This is a genomic window from Streptomyces sp. NPDC002835, assembly GCF_053591995.1.
In genome coordinates, this window is the sequence record NZ_JBSFUW010000004.1 from 256,768 (window position 1) to 278,131 (window position 21,364).

Here is a 21,364-nt window from a genome sequence, read left to right on the forward strand (position 1 = left end):
GGGTGACACCGGGCGGCGGCACGCTCCTTCAGAGGGAGCCCTTGCGGGTGAGGTGCGTGAACGCGAACCAGCCGGGCAGCACCGGCAGCCACAGCGTCATCGTCCGGTACAGCAGCACGGCCGGCGCGGCGACCTCCTTGGGCACGCCCACCAGCACCAGACCGCCGAGCAGCGCGCCCTCGACGGCGCCCACACCGCCGGGCGTCGGCGCCGCGGAACCGAGCGCGTTGCCCGCGAGGAACACCACGGCGATGCTGGCGTAGCTCACCGGCTGGTTGCCGCCGTCGAACGCCCGGACCGACGCGTCCAGGCACAGCACGAACACACTGGTCAGCAGCAGCATCCCGCCGATGCCGGTGAGCAGCTTCACCGGCCGCTGGAGCACGTCCAGCATCCGCGGCACGACCCCGGCGAACAGGGACCTCAGCCGGGTCGCCACGAACTTCCGCAGGAACGGGATCGCCGTCACCACCAGCACCAGCACGGCGACCGTCAGCAGACCGGCGATCACGGTCCTGGACGGGGTGAGCGACGCCGTCTTCTCCGTGCCGGTGAGATAACCGAAGGACAGCAGCAGCAGGATGTGGGCGCCGAGGCCGAAGAGCTGCGAGGCGCCGACACTGGCCACCGCCAGCCCCGGCCGGACCCCGGAGCGCTGGAGGAACCGGGTGTTCAGAGCGACGCCGCCGACCGCCGCCGGGGCGACGATCTTGACGAACGACCCGGCGACCTGGGCCAGCACGGTCCGCAGGAACCCGACCCGCTCCGGGACGAACCCGAGCAGGCTCATCGCCGCGGCGAAGTAGCTGAGCGCGGAGAACAGGAGGGCGGCCGCCACCCAGCCCCAGTGCGCGTTGGCGAACACCGTGCCGAAGTCGATGCCGGCGATCTGCGACAGCAGGAAGTAGGCGGCGACGGCGCCCGCGATGAAGCTGACCAGCGTGCGGGGCCTGATCCGCTCCAGACGGACCGGCTCGACCGGCGCCTGCGGCCTGATGAGCAGCACCTGCCGGCGGATCTGGGAGAGCAGATCCTCCTCGCGGACCTCCTCCATGGCCTCGTCCATGGCCCGCTTGTCGGCCTGCTTCTCCGCGCGCTCCGCCTTTCTCGCGGCCTTGCGGTCGTCGGCCGCGAGCTCACCGGTACGGGCGCGCTTCGCCGACTGGGAGGCCTCCAGCACCGACTCGCGCTCCCGCTGCGCCCGCTCCCGCGCCTGCTGGCGCAGGGTGGCCCTGGTCGAGCGGCTCAGCGCGATCGGCTGGAGCAGCGGCAGACAGTCCGCGACCTTGTCCGGGCCGAGCACGTCGACCGCCGCGGTCACCGCGCGGCCGGCGCCCACCCGCAGACCGAGGGTGGTCAGCAGCTGGGCGATGTCCATCCGCAGCACCATGTCCCCGGCGGCGATCTCGCCGCCGCGCAGGTCCGTGATGATCACCTGGCCGCCCGGGTCCACCAGGATCGCGTCGCCGGCGAGCCTGCGGTGCGCGATACGGCGCGAGTGGAGCGCCTTCACCTGCCGCCAGGCGCCGCGCACCACGTCGTCGGTGATCTCGGAGTCGCTCAGGGAGTCGAGGGAACGGCCGCCGGAATGCTCGTACACGAGCATCACGGCGTCGGGGCCGAGCTCGGAGGTGGCGATCAGCTTGGGGGCGTTGGCGCCGGCGGCGATCGCCGCGTACGCCAGCAACGCCTCCTGCTCCAGCGCCTGGCGCAGCGACTGGATGGAGCGGCGCGTGGTGATGGACCGCAGCGTCAGCCGGCGCCACACCCGGTAGAAGAAGCCCTGCGCCTGCTGTTCGCGGTCGACGACGGTGACGTCGAGCGGTGGGCCGTCCTCGAGGGACACCAGATAGCGCCGGCCGCGGTCCTGGTCCGCGCTCTCCGGGGCGTCGTCCTCCGCGCGCATGGCCGTCACCGGGTGGAAGCCGACGTGACGCAGCCCGGCGAGCAGGTTCTGGCCGGTGGGCCGGACGTTCGGCGAGCCGACGGCGTACAGGGTGCCGTACGCGACGGTCCAGCCCAGCAGCACGGTCAGCAGCACGGAGAAGGGGGTGGTGTAGCCGGCCACCAGCATCGCGAAGGCGTCGAGCATCAGCACCATCCACAGCACCACGCGCCAGCGCGGTCTGCGGGCCATGCCCACCGCCGTCATGTACGCGATGACCGGCGCGAGATAGCCGTGCACCGGATCGGTCAGTTCGCCGCCGGTCTGCTGCTGCGTCAGGGCGTCCTGAAGGCTGCCCGGCGCGCTCTTGGAGACCCAGAGGTCGGTGGCGAGGGTGACCCCGTGCGCGAGGACCGCGGCGAGCACACCGTCCGCGATCCGCAGCCCGTCCCGTTTGATCAGACGCTCGATGGCGAACGCCACGGGGACGAGGAGCACGGCGATGCTGGACACCAGCCCGGCGATCTTGACCAGCAGGTCGGGGGCCTGGCCGGTGCCCTTGTTGATGTCCTGCTCGAGGCCGGTCGTGGTGCCCTGGGCGAACGCGGCGACGGCGAGGACGACCGCGATCGCCAGGATGCCGATCAGCAGCCGCATCAGGTCCGAGGGGCGGTGCACCCGCGCGGCGAGCAGCGGCTCGTCCCCGGACACCTGGTCCGCGTGGGCGACCTCGGTCTCCCTGTCCCGGGCCGGTGCTTTCGGGTGCGGCTCGGAGTCAGGGGTGCCTGCTGCCTTCGAAGGCTTCACGCCCTGATCCTTCGCCGTCTCGGTCTCTTCTTGATCTCGTATCACCAGTCACCGCCCGCACGATGGTGGCACGAGCCGCCGACAGAGAGGGGTGTCAGGGTGCAATGCGGGGGTTCGAGGCGCGTACGGTACACCTCTTTGCCGCCCCTGTGCCGATTCGCCTCCCGGTCTCCGGAGCGCTCGCGGCCACGGCACTGTCGGTGGCGTACGGCAGGATGAGTCGGATGGACGAGCTGTCTGAGTACGCCGAGCGGGTTCTGGAGGTCGCCGAGCTGATCCCGCCGGGACGCGTCATGACCTACGGGGACGTCGCGGAGTGGCTCGGCGAGGCGGGACCCCGCCAGGTCGGCCGGGTCATGGCGCTGTACGGCGGCGGCGTGCCCTGGTGGCGCGTCGTGCGCTCCGACGGGGTCCTGCTCCCCGGCAACGAGCTGCGCGCCCTGGAGCGGTACCGCGAAGAGGGGACTCCGCTGCGCGCGGCGTCCCGCGCCGCGGAGGGCCATGTGCCGCGTCTCGACATGAGACGCGCACGATGGGACGGCGCCGGGACGCACAGCGACGAAGCTCACATATGACAGCTTCCGCCAAGTGGCGGCCGTACGGGGAGTGCGAAGACCGTACGAGGGACGAAACGGCCCCGCCGTCCGCCCGCGGGCCGCTGGCGTAGCGTCTTCAGCGCGCGGCACGCAGCGCAGTCTCACCACCAGCAGACCCAGGACCGGCGAACCACGTGAGCTCCTCCTCCACCACCGGGCGTACGCCGTACCCGCAGCAGGTACGGCCGGGGGTTCCCGTGCGCCCGCAGGGCCGCAGGGACGGGTCCCCGGGCGCGTACCGGCTGGTGCGGACCCCTCCGGGCCCGGTGGCTCCCCCTCTCCTGGACGCAGCTCAGCGCTCGGTGGTTGACCATGGAGAGGGACCGCTTCTCGTCCTCGCCGGACCGGGCACGGGCAAGACGACCACGCTCGTCGAGGCCGTCGCCGCGCGCATCGCCCGGGGTGTGGACCCGGCCCGCATCCTCGTCCTCACCTTCAGCCGCAAGGCTGCGGTGGAGCTGCGCGACCGGATGGCGCTGCGGCTGGGCGGCACGCGGGGGCCGCAGGCGACGACGTTCCACTCCTTCTGTTACGCGCTGGTCCGCGCCCACCAGGACGCCGACCTGTTCGCCGAGCCGCTGCGGCTGCTGTCGGGTCCCGAGCAGGACGTCGCCGTCCGCGACCTGCTGGCCGGCCAGATCGGCCTGCCCGGCGGCGTGCGGTGGCCCGACGAGCTGCGGGCCTGCCTCACCACCCGCGGCTTCGCCGACGAGGTGCGGGCCGTGCTCGCCCGCAGCCGGGAGCTGGGCCTCGGCCCCGACTCCCTCGCCCGCTTCGCCGCCCGCACGGGACGGCCCGACTGGGCGGCCGCCGCGGCGTTCCTCGCCGAGTACCTGGACGTCCTCGACCTGCAGGGCGTGCTCGACTACGCGGAGCTGGTGCACCGGGCGGTGCTGCTGGCCGAGGAGACGCCCCTGCCTTCGTACGACGCGGTGTTCGTCGACGAATACCAGGACACCGACCCGGCCCAGGTGCGGCTGCTGACGGCACTCGCGGGCGGCGGGCGGACGCTGGTCGCCTTCGGCGACCCGGACCAGTCGATCTACGCGTTCCGCGGCGCGGACGTGAACGGCATCCTCGACTTCCCCGACGCCTTCCCGCGGGCCGACGGCAGGCCCGCCGACGTCGCGGTGCTCACCACCTCCCGGCGCAGCGGGGAGGTGCTGCTGGAGGCGACCCGCCTGCTGACCCGCCGGATGCCGCTGACGCGGCTGCCGTCCGACAAGGTGCGCGCACACCGCGAGCTGTCCGCCGTCCGCGAGGGAGGCCACGTCGAGGCGTACACGTACCCGACGGCCTCCGCGGAACTCGACAACGTCGCGGACATCCTGCGCCGCGCGCACCTTGAGGACGGCGTCCCCTGGCACGAGATGGCGGTCCTCGTCCGCGCGGGCGGCCGCACGATCCCGTCGATCCGCCGCGCCCTGACGTCGGCGGGCGTCCCCCTCGAGGTCGACGGCGACGACGTCGCGCTGCGCCACGAACCGGCGGTGGCCCCGCTCCTGACCGCCCTCCGCACGGTGGCGACGGCGGCGTCGGGGTCGGGCCGTACGGGGGGTACGGGGGCGTCGGAGCCCGGCCGCGAGGCGCGGGGGGCCGACGGGGCGCCGGGGGCGGTGGAAGCGCCGGACGTCCTGGCTGGTGCGGAGGGTGCTGCGGGGGCGGACGACGCGTCCGGTGCGGTGGACGCGCTTGAGGGGGGCGCGGCCGGGGCCGGCGTGCCGGAGGCGGCCGGGGACCAGCCGGACGGCACGGACGGCGCGGCGAATGCCGGGGATCGTGGTGGGGACGAGGGCTGGATCGACACCGAGACCGCGATCACCCTCCTCACCTCCCCCCTCGGCGGCATGGACACCGCCGACCTCCGCCGTCTCGGCCGGGCCCTGCGGGACGAGGAGCGGGCCGGCGGCAACATGCTGCCGCCGCCGTCCGACCGGCTGCTCGCCCGCGCGCTCGCCGAGCCTGAGCGGCTCGTCGCGCACGACCCCGCGTACGCCCGCGGCGCCCAGCGGCTCGGCGCGCTGCTGCGCAAGGCGCGCGAGCTCCTCGAGGGCGGCGGCACCGCGGAGGAGGCCCTGTGGCTGCTGTGGGACGGCACCCCCTGGCCCGGCCGCCTGGAGCGCGCCGCGTTCCGCGGCGGCGCGGGCGGCCGTAACGCGGACCGCGATTTGGACGCCGTCTGCGCTCTCTTCGAGACCGCGGCCCGCGCCGAGGAGCGCACCGGCGGCCGCGGCGCTCTCAACTTCATCAAGGAGATCGAGGCCCAGGACATCGCCGCCGACACGCTCTCCCGGCGGGAGGCCCGCCCGGACGCCGTCCGACTGATGACCGCTCACCGTTCCAAGGGCCTGGAGTGGAGCCTGGTCGTCGTCGCGGGCGTGCAGGAGGGCCTGTGGCCCGACCTCCGCCGCAGAGGCTCGCTCCTGGAGGCCGACCGCATCGGCCGGGACGGTCTCGCGGAGCCGCTCACCCCCGGCGCCCTGCTGGCAGAGGAGCGCCGGCTCTTCTACGTGGCGGCGACCCGTGCCCGCGACCGTCTCGTCGTCACGGCGGTCAAGGCGCCGGCGGACGACGGCGACCAGCCGTCCCGTCTCCTGGCCGAGCTCGGCCAGGAGCCGCGCGACGTCACCGGCCGTCCGCGCCGCCCGCTCGCCGTCGCCCCGCTCGTCGCGGAGCTCCGCGCGACCACCGTGGACCCGGCGGCCTCCCCCGAACTGCGGGAGGCGGCCGCCCGCCGGCTCGCCCGGCTCGCCGCCCTGACGGACGACGAAGGCCGGCCGCTCGTGCCCGCCGCCCACCCCTACCGCTGGTGGGGCCTGTACGAGCCCACGCACAGCGCCAAACCGCTGCGGGACCGCGACCGGCCGGTCACGCTCTCCGGCAGCGCGCTGGACCAGCTCGCCAACAGCTGCGCGCTCCAGTGGTTCCTCGGCCGCGAGGTGAAGGCGGACGCGCCCGCGACCGCCGCCCAGGGTTTCGGCAACGTCGTGCACGTACTCGCCGACGAGGTCGCCTCCGGCCGTACCCCCGCCGATCTCGCCGTTCTTATGGAGCGTCTCGACTCGGTGTGGGACGCGCTGGTCTTCGACGCTCCCTGGAAGTCGCATCAGGAGAAGGAGCACGCGCGGGCCGCGCTCGAACGTTTCCTGCGCTGGCACGTGATGGACCGCGGCGGCCGTACCCCCGCCGCGACGGAGCACGACTTCGACGTGACGCTGCCGGCGGGCGAGTTCGAGGTGCGCATCCGCGGGTCCATGGACCGCGTCGAGCAGGACGAGCAGGGCCGTGCGTATGTCGTCGACTTCAAGACGGGCAAGGCGATGCCCACGAAGGACGAGGTCGCCCGCCATCCGCAGCTCGCCGTGTACCAGCTCGCGGTCCGCGAGGGCGCGGTCGACGAGATCTTCGACGGCCGCAGGCCGGAGCCGGGCGGCGCCGAACTCGTACAGCTGCGGCAGCCGGCCGCCAAGAAGGAGGGCGGCGAGGCCCTGCCCAAGGTGCAGGCGCAGGAGGCGCTCGCGGGCGAGTGGGTGGGCGATCTGCTCGCCACCGCGGCCGGCCGCGTGCTCGACGAGCGCTTCACGCCCTCCACCGGCCAGCACTGCACGCACTGCACCTTCCGCGCCTCGTGCAGTGCGCAGCCGGAGGGCCGCCAAATAGTCGAATGAGCCGAACGGCCGGTGTGTTTGTCATGCGACGTCGCATTCGCCCCGCTCCAATGGAGGCCCGGCCGCCGAAGGCCGATGGCGGGACCCTGCGGATCGCGAGGAGACACAACATGACGGCCAAGCGGAAGTCCCTGGCCACGGCGGTGGCCTGGGCGAGTGCCATCGTCGTGCTGGCGGGCTGTTCCCAGGACGGTGACACCAAGGCCAAGGGGGCCCCCGGGGAGCGGAAGGAGCCGGCGGCCGCGACCAGCGCCGATTCGCTGGCCGGCCTGGACGCGGGGCAGATCGCCGACAAGGCGGTCGAGGCCACCAGGTCCGCCAGGTCGCTGACCATGGCGGGCCGGATCGAGAAGGACGGCGAGCCGGTCTCGGTCGACCTCGCCCTGGACTCCGCCCAGAACTGCACCGGCCGGCTCGGCGTCAAGGGAGGCCGGGCCGAGCTGCGGCAGCTGGCCGAGACGATGTATCTGAAGGGTGACGAGCCGTTCTGGCGGGCCTCGTTGCAGGAGCGTTCCTCCGGCTCGCCCGACGGGTCCGACAACGGGGCCGTGGTGGAGCTCATGACGGGCCGCTGGATCAAGATGCCCGTGGGCAGCGTCGCGGACATGGACCGCGTCTGCGACCTCAAGTCGATGTTCGCCCGGATGGACGTGGACGAGGCCGACCGGAAGCGGATGAAGAAGGGCCCGGACTCGTCGGTCGACGGCGCGCCGACCGTGACCTTGGTGAAGAGGGAACAGGGCACGACCACGACGGTCCACGTCGCCAAGGAGGGCAAGCCCCGCGTTCTCAAGATCGTCAGGACGGGCGGTGACGAGACCGGCACGATCGTCCTCTCCGGCTACGACAAGCCGGTCCGGGTCGACGCCCCGCCGTCGGAGGAGGTCATCGACCTCGACAGCCTGACCGGGGGCGAGGGGTTCGAGGCGGGCGAGTCGCAGACGGGGGAGCAGTCGGGGGACTGGAGCGACGGGGACGGGGAGTCGGGCACCGGGCCGGACGTCGGCCTGGAGGCAGGGACGGACCGGGGCACCGACGCCGACACGGAATCCGACACCGGGGCCGGGTCTGATTCCGGCACGGACCCGGGCTCCGGCACCGGGAACGGCGCGGGCTCCGACACGGGTACCGGCACCGGCGCCGATTCGGGCGGCGCCTCCGAGTCGGGCAGCGGCACCGGTACGGACACCGGGGGGCAGGACACGGGGTCCGGAGCCGGGACCGCGGCGGACGGCGAGAGCGCCTCGTAGGAGCTTTCCGGGCATACCGGGGTGCACCGGGAGACATGGGGGCCACCGGCTGTCAGTGGCCCCCGTTAGCCTCTACGAGGTGACCGCACGTATCACCGACCCCGAGCAGCTCAAGGAGCTCCTCGGGATCCCCTTCACCCCGGAGCAGACGGCCTGCATCACCGCGCCGCCCGCGCCGCAGGTCATCGTGGCCGGAGCCGGTTCGGGGAAGACGACGGTCATGGCGGCCCGCGTGGTCTGGCTCGTCGGCACCGGCCAGGTGGCCCCCGAGCAGGTCCTCGGCCTCACGTTCACCAACAAGGCGGCCGGAGAGCTCGCCGAGCGCGTCCGCACCGCCCTGGTCCGCGCGGGGGTGACGGACCCCGAGGTCATCGACCCGGACAACCCTCCGGGCGAGCCGCGCATCTCCACGTACCACGCCTTCGCGGGCCGGCTCCTCACCGACCACGGCCTGCGCATCGGACTCGAGCCGACCGCCCGGCTGCTCGCCGACGCCACCCGGTACCAGCTCGCGGCCCGCGTGCTGCGCGAGGCCCCGGGGCCGTATCCGGCGCTCACCCGTTCCTTCCCGTCCCTCGTCAGCGACCTGCTGGCGCTCGACGCCGAGCTCGCCGAGCATCTGGTGTCCACCGAGCGCCTGGCGGCGTACGACGCGGAGCTGCTGCGCACCCTGGAGGGCGCGCGGCTGACCAACGCCGACCTGCGCAAGGTCCCGGAGGCCGCGGCGGCGCGCCGTGAACTGCTCGACCTGACGGTCCGGTACCGCGCCGCCAAGCGGGAGCGGGACCTGCTCGACTTCGGCGACCAGATCGCCCTCTCCGCCGAGCTGGCGATGACCCGGCCGGAGGTGGGCGCCCTCCTGCGGGACGAGTTCCGGGTGGTCCTGCTCGACGAGTACCAGGACACGTCCGTCGCGCAGCGGCTGCTGCTCTCCGGGCTGTTCGGGAAGGGCACGGGCCACGCGGTCACCGCGGTCGGCGACCCCTGCCAGGCGATCTACGGCTGGCGCGGAGCGTCCGTCGCCAACCTCGACGACTTCCCCGTCCACTTCCCGCACGCCGGCGGCAGCCCGGCCACCCGCTACTCGCTCAGCGAGAACCGCCGCAGCGGCGGCCGGCTCCTGCGCCTCGCCAACGGCCTCGCCACCCCGCTGCGCGCCATGCACGAGGGCGTCGAGGCGCTGCGGCCCGCCCCGGGGGCCGAGCGGGACGGCATCGTGCGCTGCGCGCTGCTGCCGACGCACGCCGACGAGATCGAGTGGCTCGCGGACTCGATCGCGCACCTGGTGCGCACCGGCAAGGAGCCCGGCGAGATCGCGGTCCTGTGCCGTACCGCGGGGGACTTCCCGGAGATCCAGGGCGCTCTGGTCGCCCGCGACGTCCCGGTCGAGGTCGTCGGCCTGTCCGGGCTGCTGCACCTGCCGGAGGTCGCCGACCTCGTCGCGGTGTGCGAGGTGCTCCAGGACCCGGGGGCCAACGCCTCCCTCGTGCGCCTGCTCACCGGCCCGCGGTGGCGCATCGGGCCGCGCGACCTGGCGCTCCTCGGCCGCCGGGCGCGGCTCCTCGTGCACCGCGCCGCCGCCGGCGACGACCCGGACCAGCGCCTCGCCGCGGCGGTGGAGGGCACCGACCCCGCCGAGATCGTCTCGCTGGCCGACGCGCTCGACACGTTCCTCGAATCGGCCGGCGGTGAGGACGACGGCCTGGCGTTCTCCCCCGAGGCCCGGATCCGCTTCGCCCGCCTCGCCGCCGAGCTGCGCGACCTGCGGCGCTCGCTGGCCGACCCGCTGATGGACGTCCTGCACCGGGTGCTGTCCACCACCGGCCTCGAGGTCGAACTGGCCGCCTCGCCCCATGCCCTGGCGGCGCGCCGCCGCGAGACCCTCGGCAACTTCCTCGACGTCGCCGCCGGTTTCGCCGCGTTGGACGGAGAGGCGACCCTGCTGGCCTTCCTCGGCTTCCTGCGCACCGCCGCGCAGTACGAGAAGGGTCTCGACAACGCCCTCCCCGGCGGCGAGAACACGGTCAAGGTGCTCACGGCCCACAAGTCCAAGGGACTGGAGTGGGACGTCGTCGCCGTCCCCGGGCTCGTCGCCAAGCACTTCCCGAACGACCAGGCGCGGGACGCGTGGACCTCCCGGTCCAAGGTGCTCCCGCACGCCCTGCGCGGCGACGCGGACACGCTCCCCGATGTCGAGTCGTGGGACGCGCGGGGCCTGAAGGCGTTCAAGGAGGCGATGACGGACCACCAGCACACGGAAGAGCTCCGCCTCGGGTACGTGACCTTCACCCGCCCCCGTTCGCTCCTCCTCGGCTCCGGGCACTGGTGGGGCCCCAGCCAGAAGCGGCGGCGCGGCCCGTCGGCGTTCCTGCAGGCGCTGTACGACCACTGCGAGCAGGGGCACGGCGAGATCGAGGTCTGGGCGGAGGAGCCCGAGGAGGACGCCGAGAACCCGGCGCTCGGCGCGGCCACCGCGGACCACGCCTGGCCGCTGCCGCTGGACCCCGTCTCGCTGTCCCGCCGCCGTGCCGCGGCGGACACGGTCCTGGCCCACCTGGAAGCGCTGGCGGCGGCACCGGAACCGGCCCCCGCCGACGACCCGGCGGGCGGGCCGGAACCGGTCGATCGGCCGGCCTTCCCGGGCGGGCCGGCTGCTCTGGACGAGCCGGACGAGTACGACGCGCTGCACGAGCTGGAGGAGCCCGACGACTGGGACTGGCCGGATCAGGCGCCGCCCGAGGACGAAGCCCCGCCGCCCTTCGACGACCACCCGGAGACCACCGTCCCCCACCAGGCCACCCGGGGACGCGACGATCTGTCCCCGGCGGCGGACGAGAGCCCCACGCGCCTCCAGCCCCAGGATCTGCCCCCGGCTCAGGACGGCGGAGTCAGCCCCGTGCCCCCCGCTCAGGACGGCGGAGTCGGCCCCGTGCCCGCGGCCGAGGCGGCGAGCCCCGCGCGCCTCACGCCTGAGGAGAGCCGCACCATCGCCTCCTGGGACCGCGACCTCGACGCCCTCGCCGGCGAGCTCCGCCGCAGCCGCGCCACCGTCCGCGACGTCCTCGTGCCGCCCTCGCTCTCCGCGTCCCAGCTGCTCCGTATCGCCGCCGACCCCGACGGCTTCGCCCAGGAGCTGGCCCGCCCCATGCCCCGCCCGCCGCAGCCCGCGGCCCGCAGAGGCACCCGGTTCCACGCCTGGGTGGAGGCGCGTTTCGAGGAGCTGCCGCTGCCCATGCTCGGCCCGGACGAGCTCCCGGGCGGCGACGGCGACCTCGGCGGTCCCGACGAGCACGACATCGCGGACGAGCAGGACCTGGCCGCGCTCAAGGAGGCGTTCGAGCGCACGCCGTACGCCCGCCGCACTCCGCACGGCGTCGAGGTCCCCTTCCAGTTCACGCTGGCGGGGCGGGTCGTCCGGGGCCGTATCGACGCCGTGTACCGGACAGGGGAGGACACGTACGAGATCGTCGACTGGAAGACCGCGCGCGGCGGCACCGCGGACCCCCTCCAGCTCGCCGTCTACCGCCTCGCGTGGGCCGAGCGCCACGGCATCCCGCTCGACGCCGTGACCGCCACCTTCGTGTTCGTACGCACCGGCGAGGTCGTGCGTCCCGAGGGCCTTCCCGACCGTGCCGGGCTGGAGCGCATCCTGCTGGACGGGACGGCAGACCGGGCCGGTGCCGTCGCCCGTTAGGCTTCAGAGCATGAGCGAGACCCCGGACAACGCCGTCCGTACGTACATACAGCAGCACCGCGCCGCCTTCCTCGACGACCTCGCCGAGTGGCTGCGCATCCCGTCGGTGTCGGCACAGCCCGAGCACGACGGGGACGTACGGCGCAGCGCCGAGTGGCTCGCGGCCAAGCTCACCGGGACCGGTTTCCCGGTCGCCGAGATCTGGCCCACACCGGGCGCCCCCGCCGTGTTCGCCGAGTGGCCGTCCGGCGACCCGGACGCGCCCACCGTGCTCGTCTACGGCCACCACGACGTGCAGCCCGCCGCCCGCGAGGACGGCTGGCACACCGACCCCTTCGAGCCGCACACGGCCGACGGCCGGATGTACGGCCGCGGCGCCGCCGACGACAAGGGCCAGGTGTTCTTCCACACCCTCGGCGTGCGGGCCCACCTCGCGGTCACCGGGCGCACGGCGCCCGCCGTGAACCTGAAACTGCTGATCGAGGGCGAGGAGGAATCGGGCTCCACCCACTTCCGCGCCCTCGTCGAGCAGCGGGCCGAGCGCCTCGCCGCGGACGCCGTGATCGTGTCCGACACGGGCATGTGGTCACAGACCACGCCCACGGTCTGCACCGGCATGCGCGGCCTCGCGGACTGCGAGATCACGCTGTACGGCCCCGACCAGGACATCCACTCCGGGTCGTTCGGCGGCGCCGTGCCCAACCCGGCGACCGTCGCCGCCCGCCTGGTCGCCGCCCTGCACGACGAGAACGAGCAGGTCACCGTCCCCGGCTTCTACGAGGGCGTCGCGCCGCTCACCGACGCCGAGCGGGAACTCTTCGCCGAACTGCCCTTCGACGAGGAGACCTGGCTGCGCACCGCCCGGTCCCACGGGACCCTAGGGGAGAGCGGCTACTCCACGCTGGAGCGCGTCTGGGCCCGCCCGACGGCCGAGCTGAACGGCATCGGCGGCGGTTACCAGGGCCCCGGCGGCAAGACGATCATTCCGTCGTCCGCACACCTCAAGCTGTCCTTCCGGCTGGTCGCCGGTCAGGAGCCGGACAAGATCGAGCGGGCCGTCGCCGACTGGGTCGCCGCCCGCATCCCCGCGGGCATTCGTCACGAGATCGTGTTCGGGGCCGCCACCCGCCCGTGTCTGACGCCGCTCGACCACCCGGCGCTGCAGGCCGTCGTACGGGCCATGGGCCGCGCCTTCGACGGCCACAAGATCCGCTTCACCCGCGAGGGCGGCTCGGGACCGGCGGCCGACCTGCAGGACGTGCTCGCCGCGCCCGTGCTCTTCCTGGGCATCTCCGTACCGTCCGACGGCTGGCACGCACCGAACGAGAAGGTCGAGCTGGATCTCCTCCTCAAGGGCGCGGAGACGGCCGCCCATCTGTGGGGCGACCTGGCCGCAGCCCTTCGCTGAACACATTCACCACCCGTCCGGGGGAGTTGGAAGAACCGTGAGCACCAAGAGCTATGCCGACGCCGCAGAGCGCCCGATCAGTCTCACCGCGCCCAGCGGCATCGACCGCGAGGCGCACAACCGCCTCGACGAGGCATGGCTCGCGGCGGCGTGGAGCCACCCGACGACCCGTGTCTTCGTCGTCTCGGGCGGCCAGGCGCTGGTCGACGACACCCCTGACGGCCGGACCGAACTGGTCATGACGCCGGCCTTCGAGGCCCCGGTCACCGAGACCCACCGCTATTTCCTCGGCACCGACGAGGAAGGGGTGCGCTACTTCGCGCTCCAGAAGGACGCCCTGCCGGGCCGTATGGACCAGTCGGCCAGACCCGCCGGGCTGCGCGAGGCCGGGCTGCTGCTGTCCCCGCGCGACGCGGGGCTGCTGGTGCACGCGGTCGCCCTGGAGAACTGGCAGCGGCTCCACCGCTTCTGCTCCCGCTGCGGCGAGCGCACCGTCATCGCCGCGGCGGGCCACATCCGCCGCTGCCAGGCGTGCGGCGCCGAGCACTATCCCCGTACCGACCCCGCGGTGATCATGCTGGTCACCGACGACGAGGACCGCGCCCTCCTCGGCCGCCAGGTGCACTGGCCGGAGGGCCGCTTCTCGACGCTCGCCGGCTTCGTCGAGCCGGGGGAGTCGATCGAGCAGTCCGTGCGCCGGGAGGTCCGCGAGGAGGTGGGCGTCGACGTCGGCGAGGTCGAGTACGTCGCCAGCCAGCCCTGGCCCTTCCCGTCGAGCCTGATGCTGGGCTTCATGGCCAGGGCCACCTCGTCGCGGATCGAGGTCGACGGCGAGGAGATCCACGAGGCGCGCTGGTTCTCCCGCGAAGACCTGCGGGCCGCGTTCGAGTCCGGGGAGGTGCTGCCTCCCTACGGGATCTCGATCGCGGCCCGTCTCATCGAGCTCTGGTACGGCAAGCCGCTCCCCAGGCCCGGCGACGTCTCTCCGCGGCCGTCGGACGCCTCTGGGCGCTTCAGGCGCTTCAGTGCTTCGGGTGACTAGACGCCGACCTTCTGCTTGACCTGGGCGAGCGACGGGTTGGTCAGCGTCGACCCGTCAGGGAAGAGCACGGTCGGAACCGTCTGGTCGCCGCCGTTGGCCTTCTCGACGAACGCTGCCGAGTCAGGGTCGTGCTCGATGTTGACCTCGGTGTACGTGATGCCCTCGCGGTCCATCTGGCTCTTCAGCCGACGGCAGTATCCGCACCAGGTGGTGCTGTACATCGTCACAGTTCCCTGCATCGTCTTCTGCTCCCTAGGTCGGGGTCGGAGGTGAGTCATCACCAGCGGCTAGAACACACATGACCCCGTGACAATTCCCGCTCCTTCGGTGACCCTGCGGTGACCGCCTCTCCGGGGCCCGGCCCGATCCGTACGACGAATGTCGCACCCCTGTGGACAACCGCCGCATCCGTCCCGGGCGACCTGGCAGCATGGCGGGGTGACAGCAGCAACGCACTCCTCCCTTTTCCCGCAGGTCCCCGATTCGGCGGACGCCGTGCTCGACGGGCTCGATCCCGAGCAGCGTGAAGTGGCGACCGCCCTGCAAGGACCGGTGTGCGTGCTGGCAGGAGCCGGCACGGGCAAGACGCGCGCGATCACCCACCGCATCGCGTACGGGGTGCGCGCGGGGATACTCCAGCCCGCCAGCGTGCTGGCCGTCACCTTCACCAACCGTGCCGCCGGCGAGATGCGGGGCAGGCTGCGCCAGCTCGGCGCGGGCGGCGTCCAGGCGCGTACGTTCCACTCCGCCGCGCTGCGTCAGCTGCAGTATTTCTGGCCCAAGGCGGTCGGCGGCGAGCTGCCCCGGTTGCTCGAGCGCAAGATCCAGCTCGTCGCGGAGGCCGCCGCGCGCTGCCGTATCCGGCTCGACCGCAACGAGCTGCGGGACGTCACGGGCGAGATCGAGTGGGCCAAGGTCACCCAGACCGTGCCGGGCGACTACCCGGCGGTGGTCGCCAAGTCGCTGCGCGACGCCCCCCGGGACCCGGCCGAGATCAGCCAGGTCTACGCGATGTACGAGCAGCTCAAGCGCGACCGCTCGGTGATCGACTTCGAGGACGTGCTGCTGCTCACCGTCGGCATCCTGCAGGACCGGCACGACATCGCCGACCACGTCCGCCGCCAGTACCAGCACTTCGTCGTCGACGAGTACCAGGACGTCAGCCCGCTCCAGCAGCGCCTGCTGGACCTGTGGCTGGGGGAGCGGGACAGCCTGTGCGTCGTCGGGGACGCCAGCCAGACGATCTACTCCTTCACCGGCGCCACCCCCGACCACCTGCTGAACTTCCGCACCCGCCACCCCGGCGCGACCGTCGTCAAGCTGGTCCGTGACTACCGCTCCACCCCACAGGTCGTCCACCTGGCCAACGGCCTGCTCGGCCAGGCCCGCGGCCGGGCGGCGGAGCACCGCCTGGAGCTGATCTCCCAGCGCGAGGCGGGCCCCGAGCCGGCCTATGTGGAGTACTCGGACGAGCCGGCCGAGGCCGAGGGCACCGCCCGCCGGATCCGCGACCTGATCGCCGCCGGCGTCCCGGCCGGCGAGATCGCCGTGCTGTACCGGATCAACGCCCAGTCCGAGGTCTACGAGCAGGCGCTGGCCGACGCGGGCGTCCCGTACCAGCTGCGCGGGGCCGAGCGGTTCTTCGAGCGCCAGGAGGTGCGCGAGGCGGGGGTCGCGCTCCGGGGCGCCGCCCGGGCCGGGGGCAACGACGCGCTCCTCGACGACGTGGAGGATCTGCCCTCCCAGGTGCGTGCGGTGCTGTCCACCAAGGGGTGGACCACCGAGCCGCCCGCCGGCTCCGGCGCGGTGCGTGACCGCTGGGAGTCGCTGGCCGCGCTGGTCCGCCTTGCGGAGGACTTCGTACGGGCCAGGCCTCAGGCCACCCTCGCCGATCTGGTGACCGAGCTGGACGAGCGCGCCGCCGCCCAGCACGCGCCCACCGTCCAGGGCGTCACGCTCGCCTCCCTGCACTCGGCGAAGGGTCTCGAGTGGGACGCCGTGTTCCTCGTCGGGCTCACCGAGGGCATGATGCCGATCACCTACGCCAAGACGGACGAGCAGGTCGAGGAGGAGCGCCGGCTCCTCTACGTGGGCGTCACCCGTGCGCGGCTGCATCTCTCCCTCTCCTGGGCCCTGTCGCGTGCCCCCGGCGGCCGGGCCTCGCGCCGTCCGACCCGCTTCCTGAACGGACTGCGTCCCGGCTCCGCCGCCGCCGCCGGGCCGCGGGCGGCGGGAGGCGGCGGCGGTGTCGAGCGCGGCGGCGGGCGCCGCAAGCGTCGCGGCCCGGTTCTCTGCCGGGTCTGCGGCAAGACGCTCACGGACGCCGGCGAGATGAAGCTGATGCGCTGCGAGGACTGTCCCTCGGACATGGACGAGGCGCTGTACGAGCGGCTGCGCGAGTGGCGGGCCGGCCAGGCGAAGGAGCTGGGCCAGCCCGCGTACTGCGTCTTCACCGACAAGACGCTGATGGCGATCGCGGAGGCCGTGCCCGGCGACGAGAGCGAACTGGCCGGGATCTCCGGGGTCGGTGGGCGCAAACTGGATCGTTTCGGGGCCGATGTCCTGGCCATCTGCGCAGGTGAAGAGCCTGGCGAGGGCGATGAGGACGACTGATGCAAACTCGTCGAAAAAATAGTTTGCGCAGCCCCCGGCCAGCCCCATAGGTTCTTAACCACGGAAACAGCGGCTTCTTCGAAGCCCTGTCTTCGTGCTGTACTTACCCGAACAGCGTGACCGGTTCGTCCGGTCCCCGAGACGCCGAGAGGAGGCGATTCCAGTGATCAGCATCAACAGCAGCTTCGTCAGCACCGCCAAAATGACCGATCTCGCGGTCGCCTCCGCCTGCTCGCTCGGCTTCTCGTCCGCGTTCCACGGCACCGGTATGTCCGGCATTCCCGCCGCGCTTCCCGTGTCCGGTCTGGGCGGCCTGCCCGTCCGGGAGCGCAATGAGCGACCGGCCAAGGCACTGGCAGCAGGAGTAGCAGCGGCAGAGGCTCAGGCCTATGCCCTCGCGGCGGCCAGTGCCGGCACCGAGCAGCAGACGACGAAGCACCAGACGAAGAAGTGGGCCTTCCGCGGGCTCGAACCCTGGAGTGATCCAGCCTGATACGACATCAGGCCGGCGCCTTCAGGGCCGCGGAACCCCACCCGGGATCCGCGGCCCTTCTGTTTTCCCCGACGAGGGACAGCGCGAAGGGGCCTCGGGACCAGCAGCACCCGGTACCAACTGCCACCCGGCCGACCGGCCGGAACGACCAGACGAGGAAGAACACACCGTGCAACTCGAAGCGCACGCCCCGTCCGTACCGCCTTCCGAGACCATCCCGCCCGCTCCTACCGAGGACTCGAACTTGACTCCCCTCACCGCGCTCACCGCGCTCACCGCGCTCGACGACGCCATCGAGAAGCTGGGCGTACCCGTCCCGTGCCGGTCCTACGACCCGGAGGTCTTCTTCGCCGAGTCGCCGGCCGACGTCGAGTACGCCAAGTCCCTCTGCCGCACCTGCCCGCTGATGGAGGCCTGCCTCGCGGGCGCCAAGGAGCGGCGTGAGCCGTGGGGCGTCTGGGGCGGAGAGCTCTTCGTCCAGGGTGTGGTCGTCGCCCGCAAGCGGCCGCGTGGCCGCCCGCGCAAGAACCCGGTCGCGGCATGAACGCCCTCGGAACCATCGATCGACCCGTCACGCACGACCCCAAGAAGCAGGCCCCGATGACCTCTTCCCCGAGCGAGCCGCAGGGCTCCGCCACCCGAGCCGTCACCACCATCCGCGAGAACGCCTCGCGTCAGAACAGGACCCGCGAAATGCAACTCATCCCAGAAGCCCTTGCCCGTGCGCATATGCAAGAGCGCCTGCTCGAAGTCGACGCGGAACGCCAGGCCGTGCGCCTGGTTGCCGCCCGGCGGATGCAGCGCCGTGCCGAGCGTGCGACGATGCGTGCCCGTCGCGCCCTGGCCATGGCCATCATGCAGTGAAGACGACGCACTCCCCGCGGGGGCCGGTCCGAACGGACCGGCCCCCGCGGCGCGTTCGGAGGGGGGCCGGCGGTGCGCTCAAGTGGGGGCGGCCGGCTGGCCGGGCCGGGGCATCCGGCTGGGCCCGGTCCGGCGGTGGGGCGTGCTGCCGCGGCCCACGGCTGGACGTGGCGCCTCGGCACCGGTCGGGGTTTCCGTCGGCGGCGCGGTGCGTTCTTCCGGCCCCGGGAAGCGGGCGGCGGTATCGTCGCGAGGTGGAACAGGACACGACCCCTCAGCCCGAGCAGCCGGGTGGCGCGCACGTCGTGTGCGCCGGCTGCGGAACAGTCGCCGAGGAGACACCGGTGACCTGGACCTGTTCCGTGGAGGACGGTGTCCGGCGCTACTTCTGTGACGACTGCGCCCGTGCCAACCTCAGAGCGATCGAGGGCCGGCTCGACTCGTCCTGGTGGTGAGTGCGCCTCAGGCGCCCTCCGCCTCCGCGACCTCCTCCGCCTCTTCCTCCAGGAACCCGGGCAGCCACGCCTCGAGCTCGGCCCGGAGCCGCACCGTCGCGTTCAACTGGCAGAGCACCCCGATCGTGCTCAGCGTCACGCGGTGTATGAGCAGATACGACGGCGGCAGATTGAGCTGCTTGCCCAGCTGATGGGCGGGGGACCGGACATCGGCGATCCGGGCGGCCTGGGTGCGGAGCCAGCTGCGGGTGAAGGTGAACTCCTCCGCCTCGGCCGGTTCGATGATGGGCAGCAGATACTCCAGCACCGCGTCCGGGTCGAGGTCGATGGACTCCTTGACGAAGCCTTCCTCGCACAGCAGCCCGTAGACCGCCTCCGCATCGCCCTCGAGAGTCATCCGCAGACATTCACCGATGGTGTCGGGCAGCCCGCCCGGCAGCCGGTCCACGGTGCCGAAGTCCATCACTCCCAGGCGCCAGCCGTCGCCCTGGTCGTCGGGCAGCAGCCGGAAGTTGCCCGGGTGCGGGTCGGCGTGGAGAAGCCCGGTGCGGGCGGGGCCGGAGAAGAGGAAGTGCGCCAGGAGCTGGCCCGCCCGGTCCCGCTCCTCGTCCGTGCCGCCGGAGATGACGTCGGCCAGCGGTATGCCGTCGATCCACTCCGTCACCAGGACCTGGTCGCTCTGGTGCACGACGTCCGGCACGAGTACGGCGGGGTCGTCGGCGAACTCCGCGGCGTGTTCGCGCTGGGCCTGCGCCTCCAGTTCGTAGTCCAGCTCCTCGGACACGCGGTCGCGCAGCTCGGAGATCAGCGGCTTGATGTCCATGCCCGGGACGAGCGGCCCCAAGAGGCGGGCGAACCTGCTCAGTTGGGCCAGGTCGGACAGCAGCGCCTCGCCCGCGCCCGGGTACTGCACCTTCACGGCGACGTCACGTCCGTCGTGCCACACCGCTCGGTGCACCTGACCGATCGACGCGGCGGCCGCCGGCTTGTCCTCGAAGGACAGGAAGAGCTCTCGCCAGTCCTCGCCCAGGCGCTCCTCCAGCGCCGCGTGGACCGTCCGCGTCGGCATCGGAGGCGCCGCCTCCTGAAGTTTGGTCAGAGCGGCACGATAGGGGCCGGCGACCTCCTCGGGCAGCGCCGATTCGAAGACGGACAGTGCCTGCCCGAGCTTCATCGCACCGCCCTTCAGCTCCCCCAGAACGCGGAACAACTGCTCTGCCGTGCGCTGTTGCAGCTCGCGGGCCACGATCTCGGCCGACTTGCCGCCGATGCGTTTCCCCAGCCCCCAGGTGGCCCGGCCGGCGAAGCCCAGCGGCAGGGCTGCCAGCTTGGCGGTCCGGGTGACCGCCTTCCGGGGAAGATCAGACATGCGCCCCTCCAAATCCCAGACAGCCTGCCGCGGCTGCCGGCGGTGAAGTCCGCCGACCGCGGTTACCCGTTCATTGTCGCGTGCGTCGCGGCCACCGCCGAGGTGTTCCCCCTCTCAGTTTTTCCCGCCGCGCCGCAGACGCAGTCGGGATGAGGGTGGATCCGTTCGGACCGCCATGACAATTGCGGCAGCGAAAGCTCCCACCTGGATCCGGCACTCGCGGGTGCTCCGCCGTCGAGGAACGATAGTGCGTGGCAGGCGGCCAGGCCCGACACCGCCGTGGCCAGCGTCATGTCGCAGGCGGCCACGGTCCTGCGCCGGCCGGACCGCCACTGGGCGAGCAGCCGCGGCCTTCCCGGATCGAGATCCGCCCGCCTCCGCTCCATGCAGCTTCCGCACGCCGTGCAGCCGGGCAGCACCAGGGGGCCGACCACGCCGGTGGCCTCCACTACACCCGTATAGAGGTGGGGAATGCCGCTTGCGATCCGCTCCTCGGCCTCCTGGAGGGCGGGCGCGTACGCGGCCAGCCCGTCGCGCGGCGCGAGAACGACCAGGCTGAGCGCCGGCTCCGCACCCACCGGGTCCCGGGTCTCGGCGGCACGCGGCCGGCCGGCCGGGGCGGCGCGCCGCACCAGCCGCCGGGCCGCCGCGTCCCTGCGGTCCCCGACCGCCTCGGTGGGCAGGCCGCCGGGTGCCACGTCGCCGGGCTCCGTGTATCCGCCGTCCAGCACTTCGACCCGCCCCACACCGGCGGCCGAGAGCGTCGCGGCGATCGACGCGCCCACCCTCCCCGCTCCGCGCACCTGGACCCGTATGGCCCGCCGGGCGGCCACCCGCCCTGCTGCGCCGCCCGGTTCGGGATGGATCACGGACAGTGAGGCGATGTCCGGCCGTAACCGGTCGTGGGCCGCGGCCCGTTTGCGCAGCGCGGCGACCGCCGGGCCCCCGGCCGTCGGGTCGTCGAGCAGGCCCGCTGCCGTCAGGCGGTTCACGAGGGCTTCCGCCCTGCCGTCCGGCAGGCCCATGGCCCGTGCCTCCTCGCGCAGCAGTGGGAGGCCGCGTGTTCCGTCCAGCAACTCCATCAGGGCGCCGGTCGCCGTGTCCACGGGCCCCAGAGTCACGGCGTGCGCGGGCGTGACCCCGAACTGCACGGACTGGCGGTCCCGCCATGCCCGCCGCAAAGCGGGCTTCATCATCGGATGCATTTCCGTTCCCCCGTC

15 protein-coding genes are annotated in these 21,364 nt (G+C 73.1%); 11 read left to right on the forward strand and 4 right to left on the reverse strand.

From position 1 onward, the window contains the following. Nucleotides 1–28 precede the first annotated feature (28 nt). A complete protein-coding gene (locus ACWD01_RS06780; RefSeq protein ID WP_451158809.1) occupies nt 29–2,692 on the reverse strand; it encodes a lysylphosphatidylglycerol synthase domain-containing protein in 2,664 nt (887 codons plus the stop codon). 224 nt (nt 2,693–2,916) lie between these two features. Between ACWD01_RS06780 and ACWD01_RS06785 the strand changes: the two genes are divergently transcribed. The 6 genes from ACWD01_RS06785 to nudC all read left to right on the forward strand — a co-directional run bounded on the left by ACWD01_RS06785 (nt 2,917) and on the right by nudC (nt 14,350). After that, nucleotides 2,917–3,267, forward strand: coding sequence for an MGMT family protein (locus tag ACWD01_RS06785; RefSeq protein WP_451158811.1), 351 nt, complete (start codon nt 2,917–2,919; stop codon nt 3,265–3,267). A 155-nt stretch (nt 3,268–3,422) separates the two neighbouring features. Further along, nucleotides 3,423–6,956, forward strand: a complete 3,534-nt coding sequence (locus ACWD01_RS06790) for an ATP-dependent helicase (RefSeq protein WP_451158812.1) — start codon at nt 3,423–3,425, stop codon at nt 6,954–6,956. A 110-nt stretch (nt 6,957–7,066) separates the two neighbouring features. Further along, the gene (locus tag ACWD01_RS06795; protein ID WP_451158814.1) at nt 7,067–8,206 is read left to right on the forward strand and encodes a hypothetical protein; all 1,140 of its coding nucleotides are present in this window, start codon (nt 7,067–7,069) and stop codon (nt 8,204–8,206) included. Between the two features lie 79 nt (nt 8,207–8,285). Then, complete coding sequence (locus tag ACWD01_RS06800) at nt 8,286–11,900, forward strand: UvrD-helicase domain-containing protein (protein WP_451158816.1); 3,615 nt, start codon at nt 8,286–8,288, stop codon at nt 11,898–11,900. Nucleotides 11,901–11,910: 10 nt separating this feature from the next. After that, entirely contained in the window at nt 11,911–13,308 is a 1,398-nt protein-coding gene (locus ACWD01_RS06805) for a dipeptidase (protein ID WP_451158818.1), read from the forward strand. A 37-nt stretch (nt 13,309–13,345) separates the two neighbouring features. Next, nucleotides 13,346–14,350, forward strand: a complete 1,005-nt coding sequence (nudC, locus tag ACWD01_RS06810; RefSeq protein WP_451158820.1) for an NAD(+) diphosphatase — start codon at nt 13,346–13,348, stop codon at nt 14,348–14,350. On the opposite strand, the gene ACWD01_RS06815 is transcribed toward nudC, so the two are convergent. Beyond that, the gene (locus ACWD01_RS06815; protein ID WP_451158822.1) at nt 14,347–14,589 is read right to left on the reverse strand and encodes a mycoredoxin; all 243 of its coding nucleotides are present in this window, start codon (nt 14,587–14,589) and stop codon (nt 14,347–14,349) included. The genes nudC and ACWD01_RS06815 overlap by 4 nt on opposite strands. A 139-nt stretch (nt 14,590–14,728) precedes the next feature. On the opposite strand from ACWD01_RS06815, the gene ACWD01_RS06820 reads away from it, so the two are divergent. From ACWD01_RS06820 to ACWD01_RS06840, 5 genes are all read left to right on the forward strand, one after another. After that, nucleotides 14,729–16,963 carry an ATP-dependent DNA helicase UvrD2 gene (locus ACWD01_RS06820; RefSeq protein WP_451158824.1) on the forward strand — a complete coding sequence of 745 codons (2,235 nt, stop codon included), beginning with the start codon at nt 14,729–14,731 and terminating at the stop codon, nt 16,961–16,963. Between the two features lie 163 nt (nt 16,964–17,126). Continuing rightward, nucleotides 17,127–17,456 carry a hypothetical protein gene (locus tag ACWD01_RS06825; RefSeq protein WP_451158826.1) on the forward strand — a complete coding sequence of 110 codons (330 nt, stop codon included), beginning with the start codon at nt 17,127–17,129 and terminating at the stop codon, nt 17,454–17,456. A 169-nt stretch (nt 17,457–17,625) separates the two neighbouring features. Then, the gene (locus tag ACWD01_RS06830; protein ID WP_451158828.1) at nt 17,626–18,000 is read left to right on the forward strand and encodes a WhiB family transcriptional regulator; all 375 of its coding nucleotides are present in this window, start codon (nt 17,626–17,628) and stop codon (nt 17,998–18,000) included. Next, nucleotides 17,997–18,320, forward strand: a complete 324-nt coding sequence (locus tag ACWD01_RS06835; RefSeq protein WP_451158830.1) for a hypothetical protein — start codon at nt 17,997–17,999, stop codon at nt 18,318–18,320. Before ACWD01_RS06830 ends, ACWD01_RS06835 begins: the two co-directional genes overlap by 4 nt. A 254-nt stretch (nt 18,321–18,574) precedes the next feature. Further along, on the forward strand, nt 18,575–18,775 hold the full coding sequence (locus ACWD01_RS06840) for a hypothetical protein (RefSeq protein WP_451158832.1): 201 nt from the start codon (nt 18,575–18,577) through the stop codon (nt 18,773–18,775). A gap of 7 nt (nt 18,776–18,782) precedes the next feature. Here the strand turns inward: ACWD01_RS06840 and ACWD01_RS06845 are convergent, their stop codons facing one another. Both ACWD01_RS06845 and ACWD01_RS06850 read right to left on the reverse strand, forming a co-directional pair. Continuing rightward, complete coding sequence (locus ACWD01_RS06845) at nt 18,783–20,144, reverse strand: ABC1 kinase family protein (protein ID WP_451158834.1); 1,362 nt, start codon at nt 20,142–20,144, stop codon at nt 18,783–18,785. A gap of 62 nt (nt 20,145–20,206) precedes the next feature. Further along, a complete protein-coding gene (locus tag ACWD01_RS06850; protein ID WP_451158836.1) occupies nt 20,207–21,349 on the reverse strand; it encodes a ThiF family adenylyltransferase in 1,143 nt (380 codons plus the stop codon). Nucleotides 21,350–21,364: the final 15 nt, after the last annotated feature.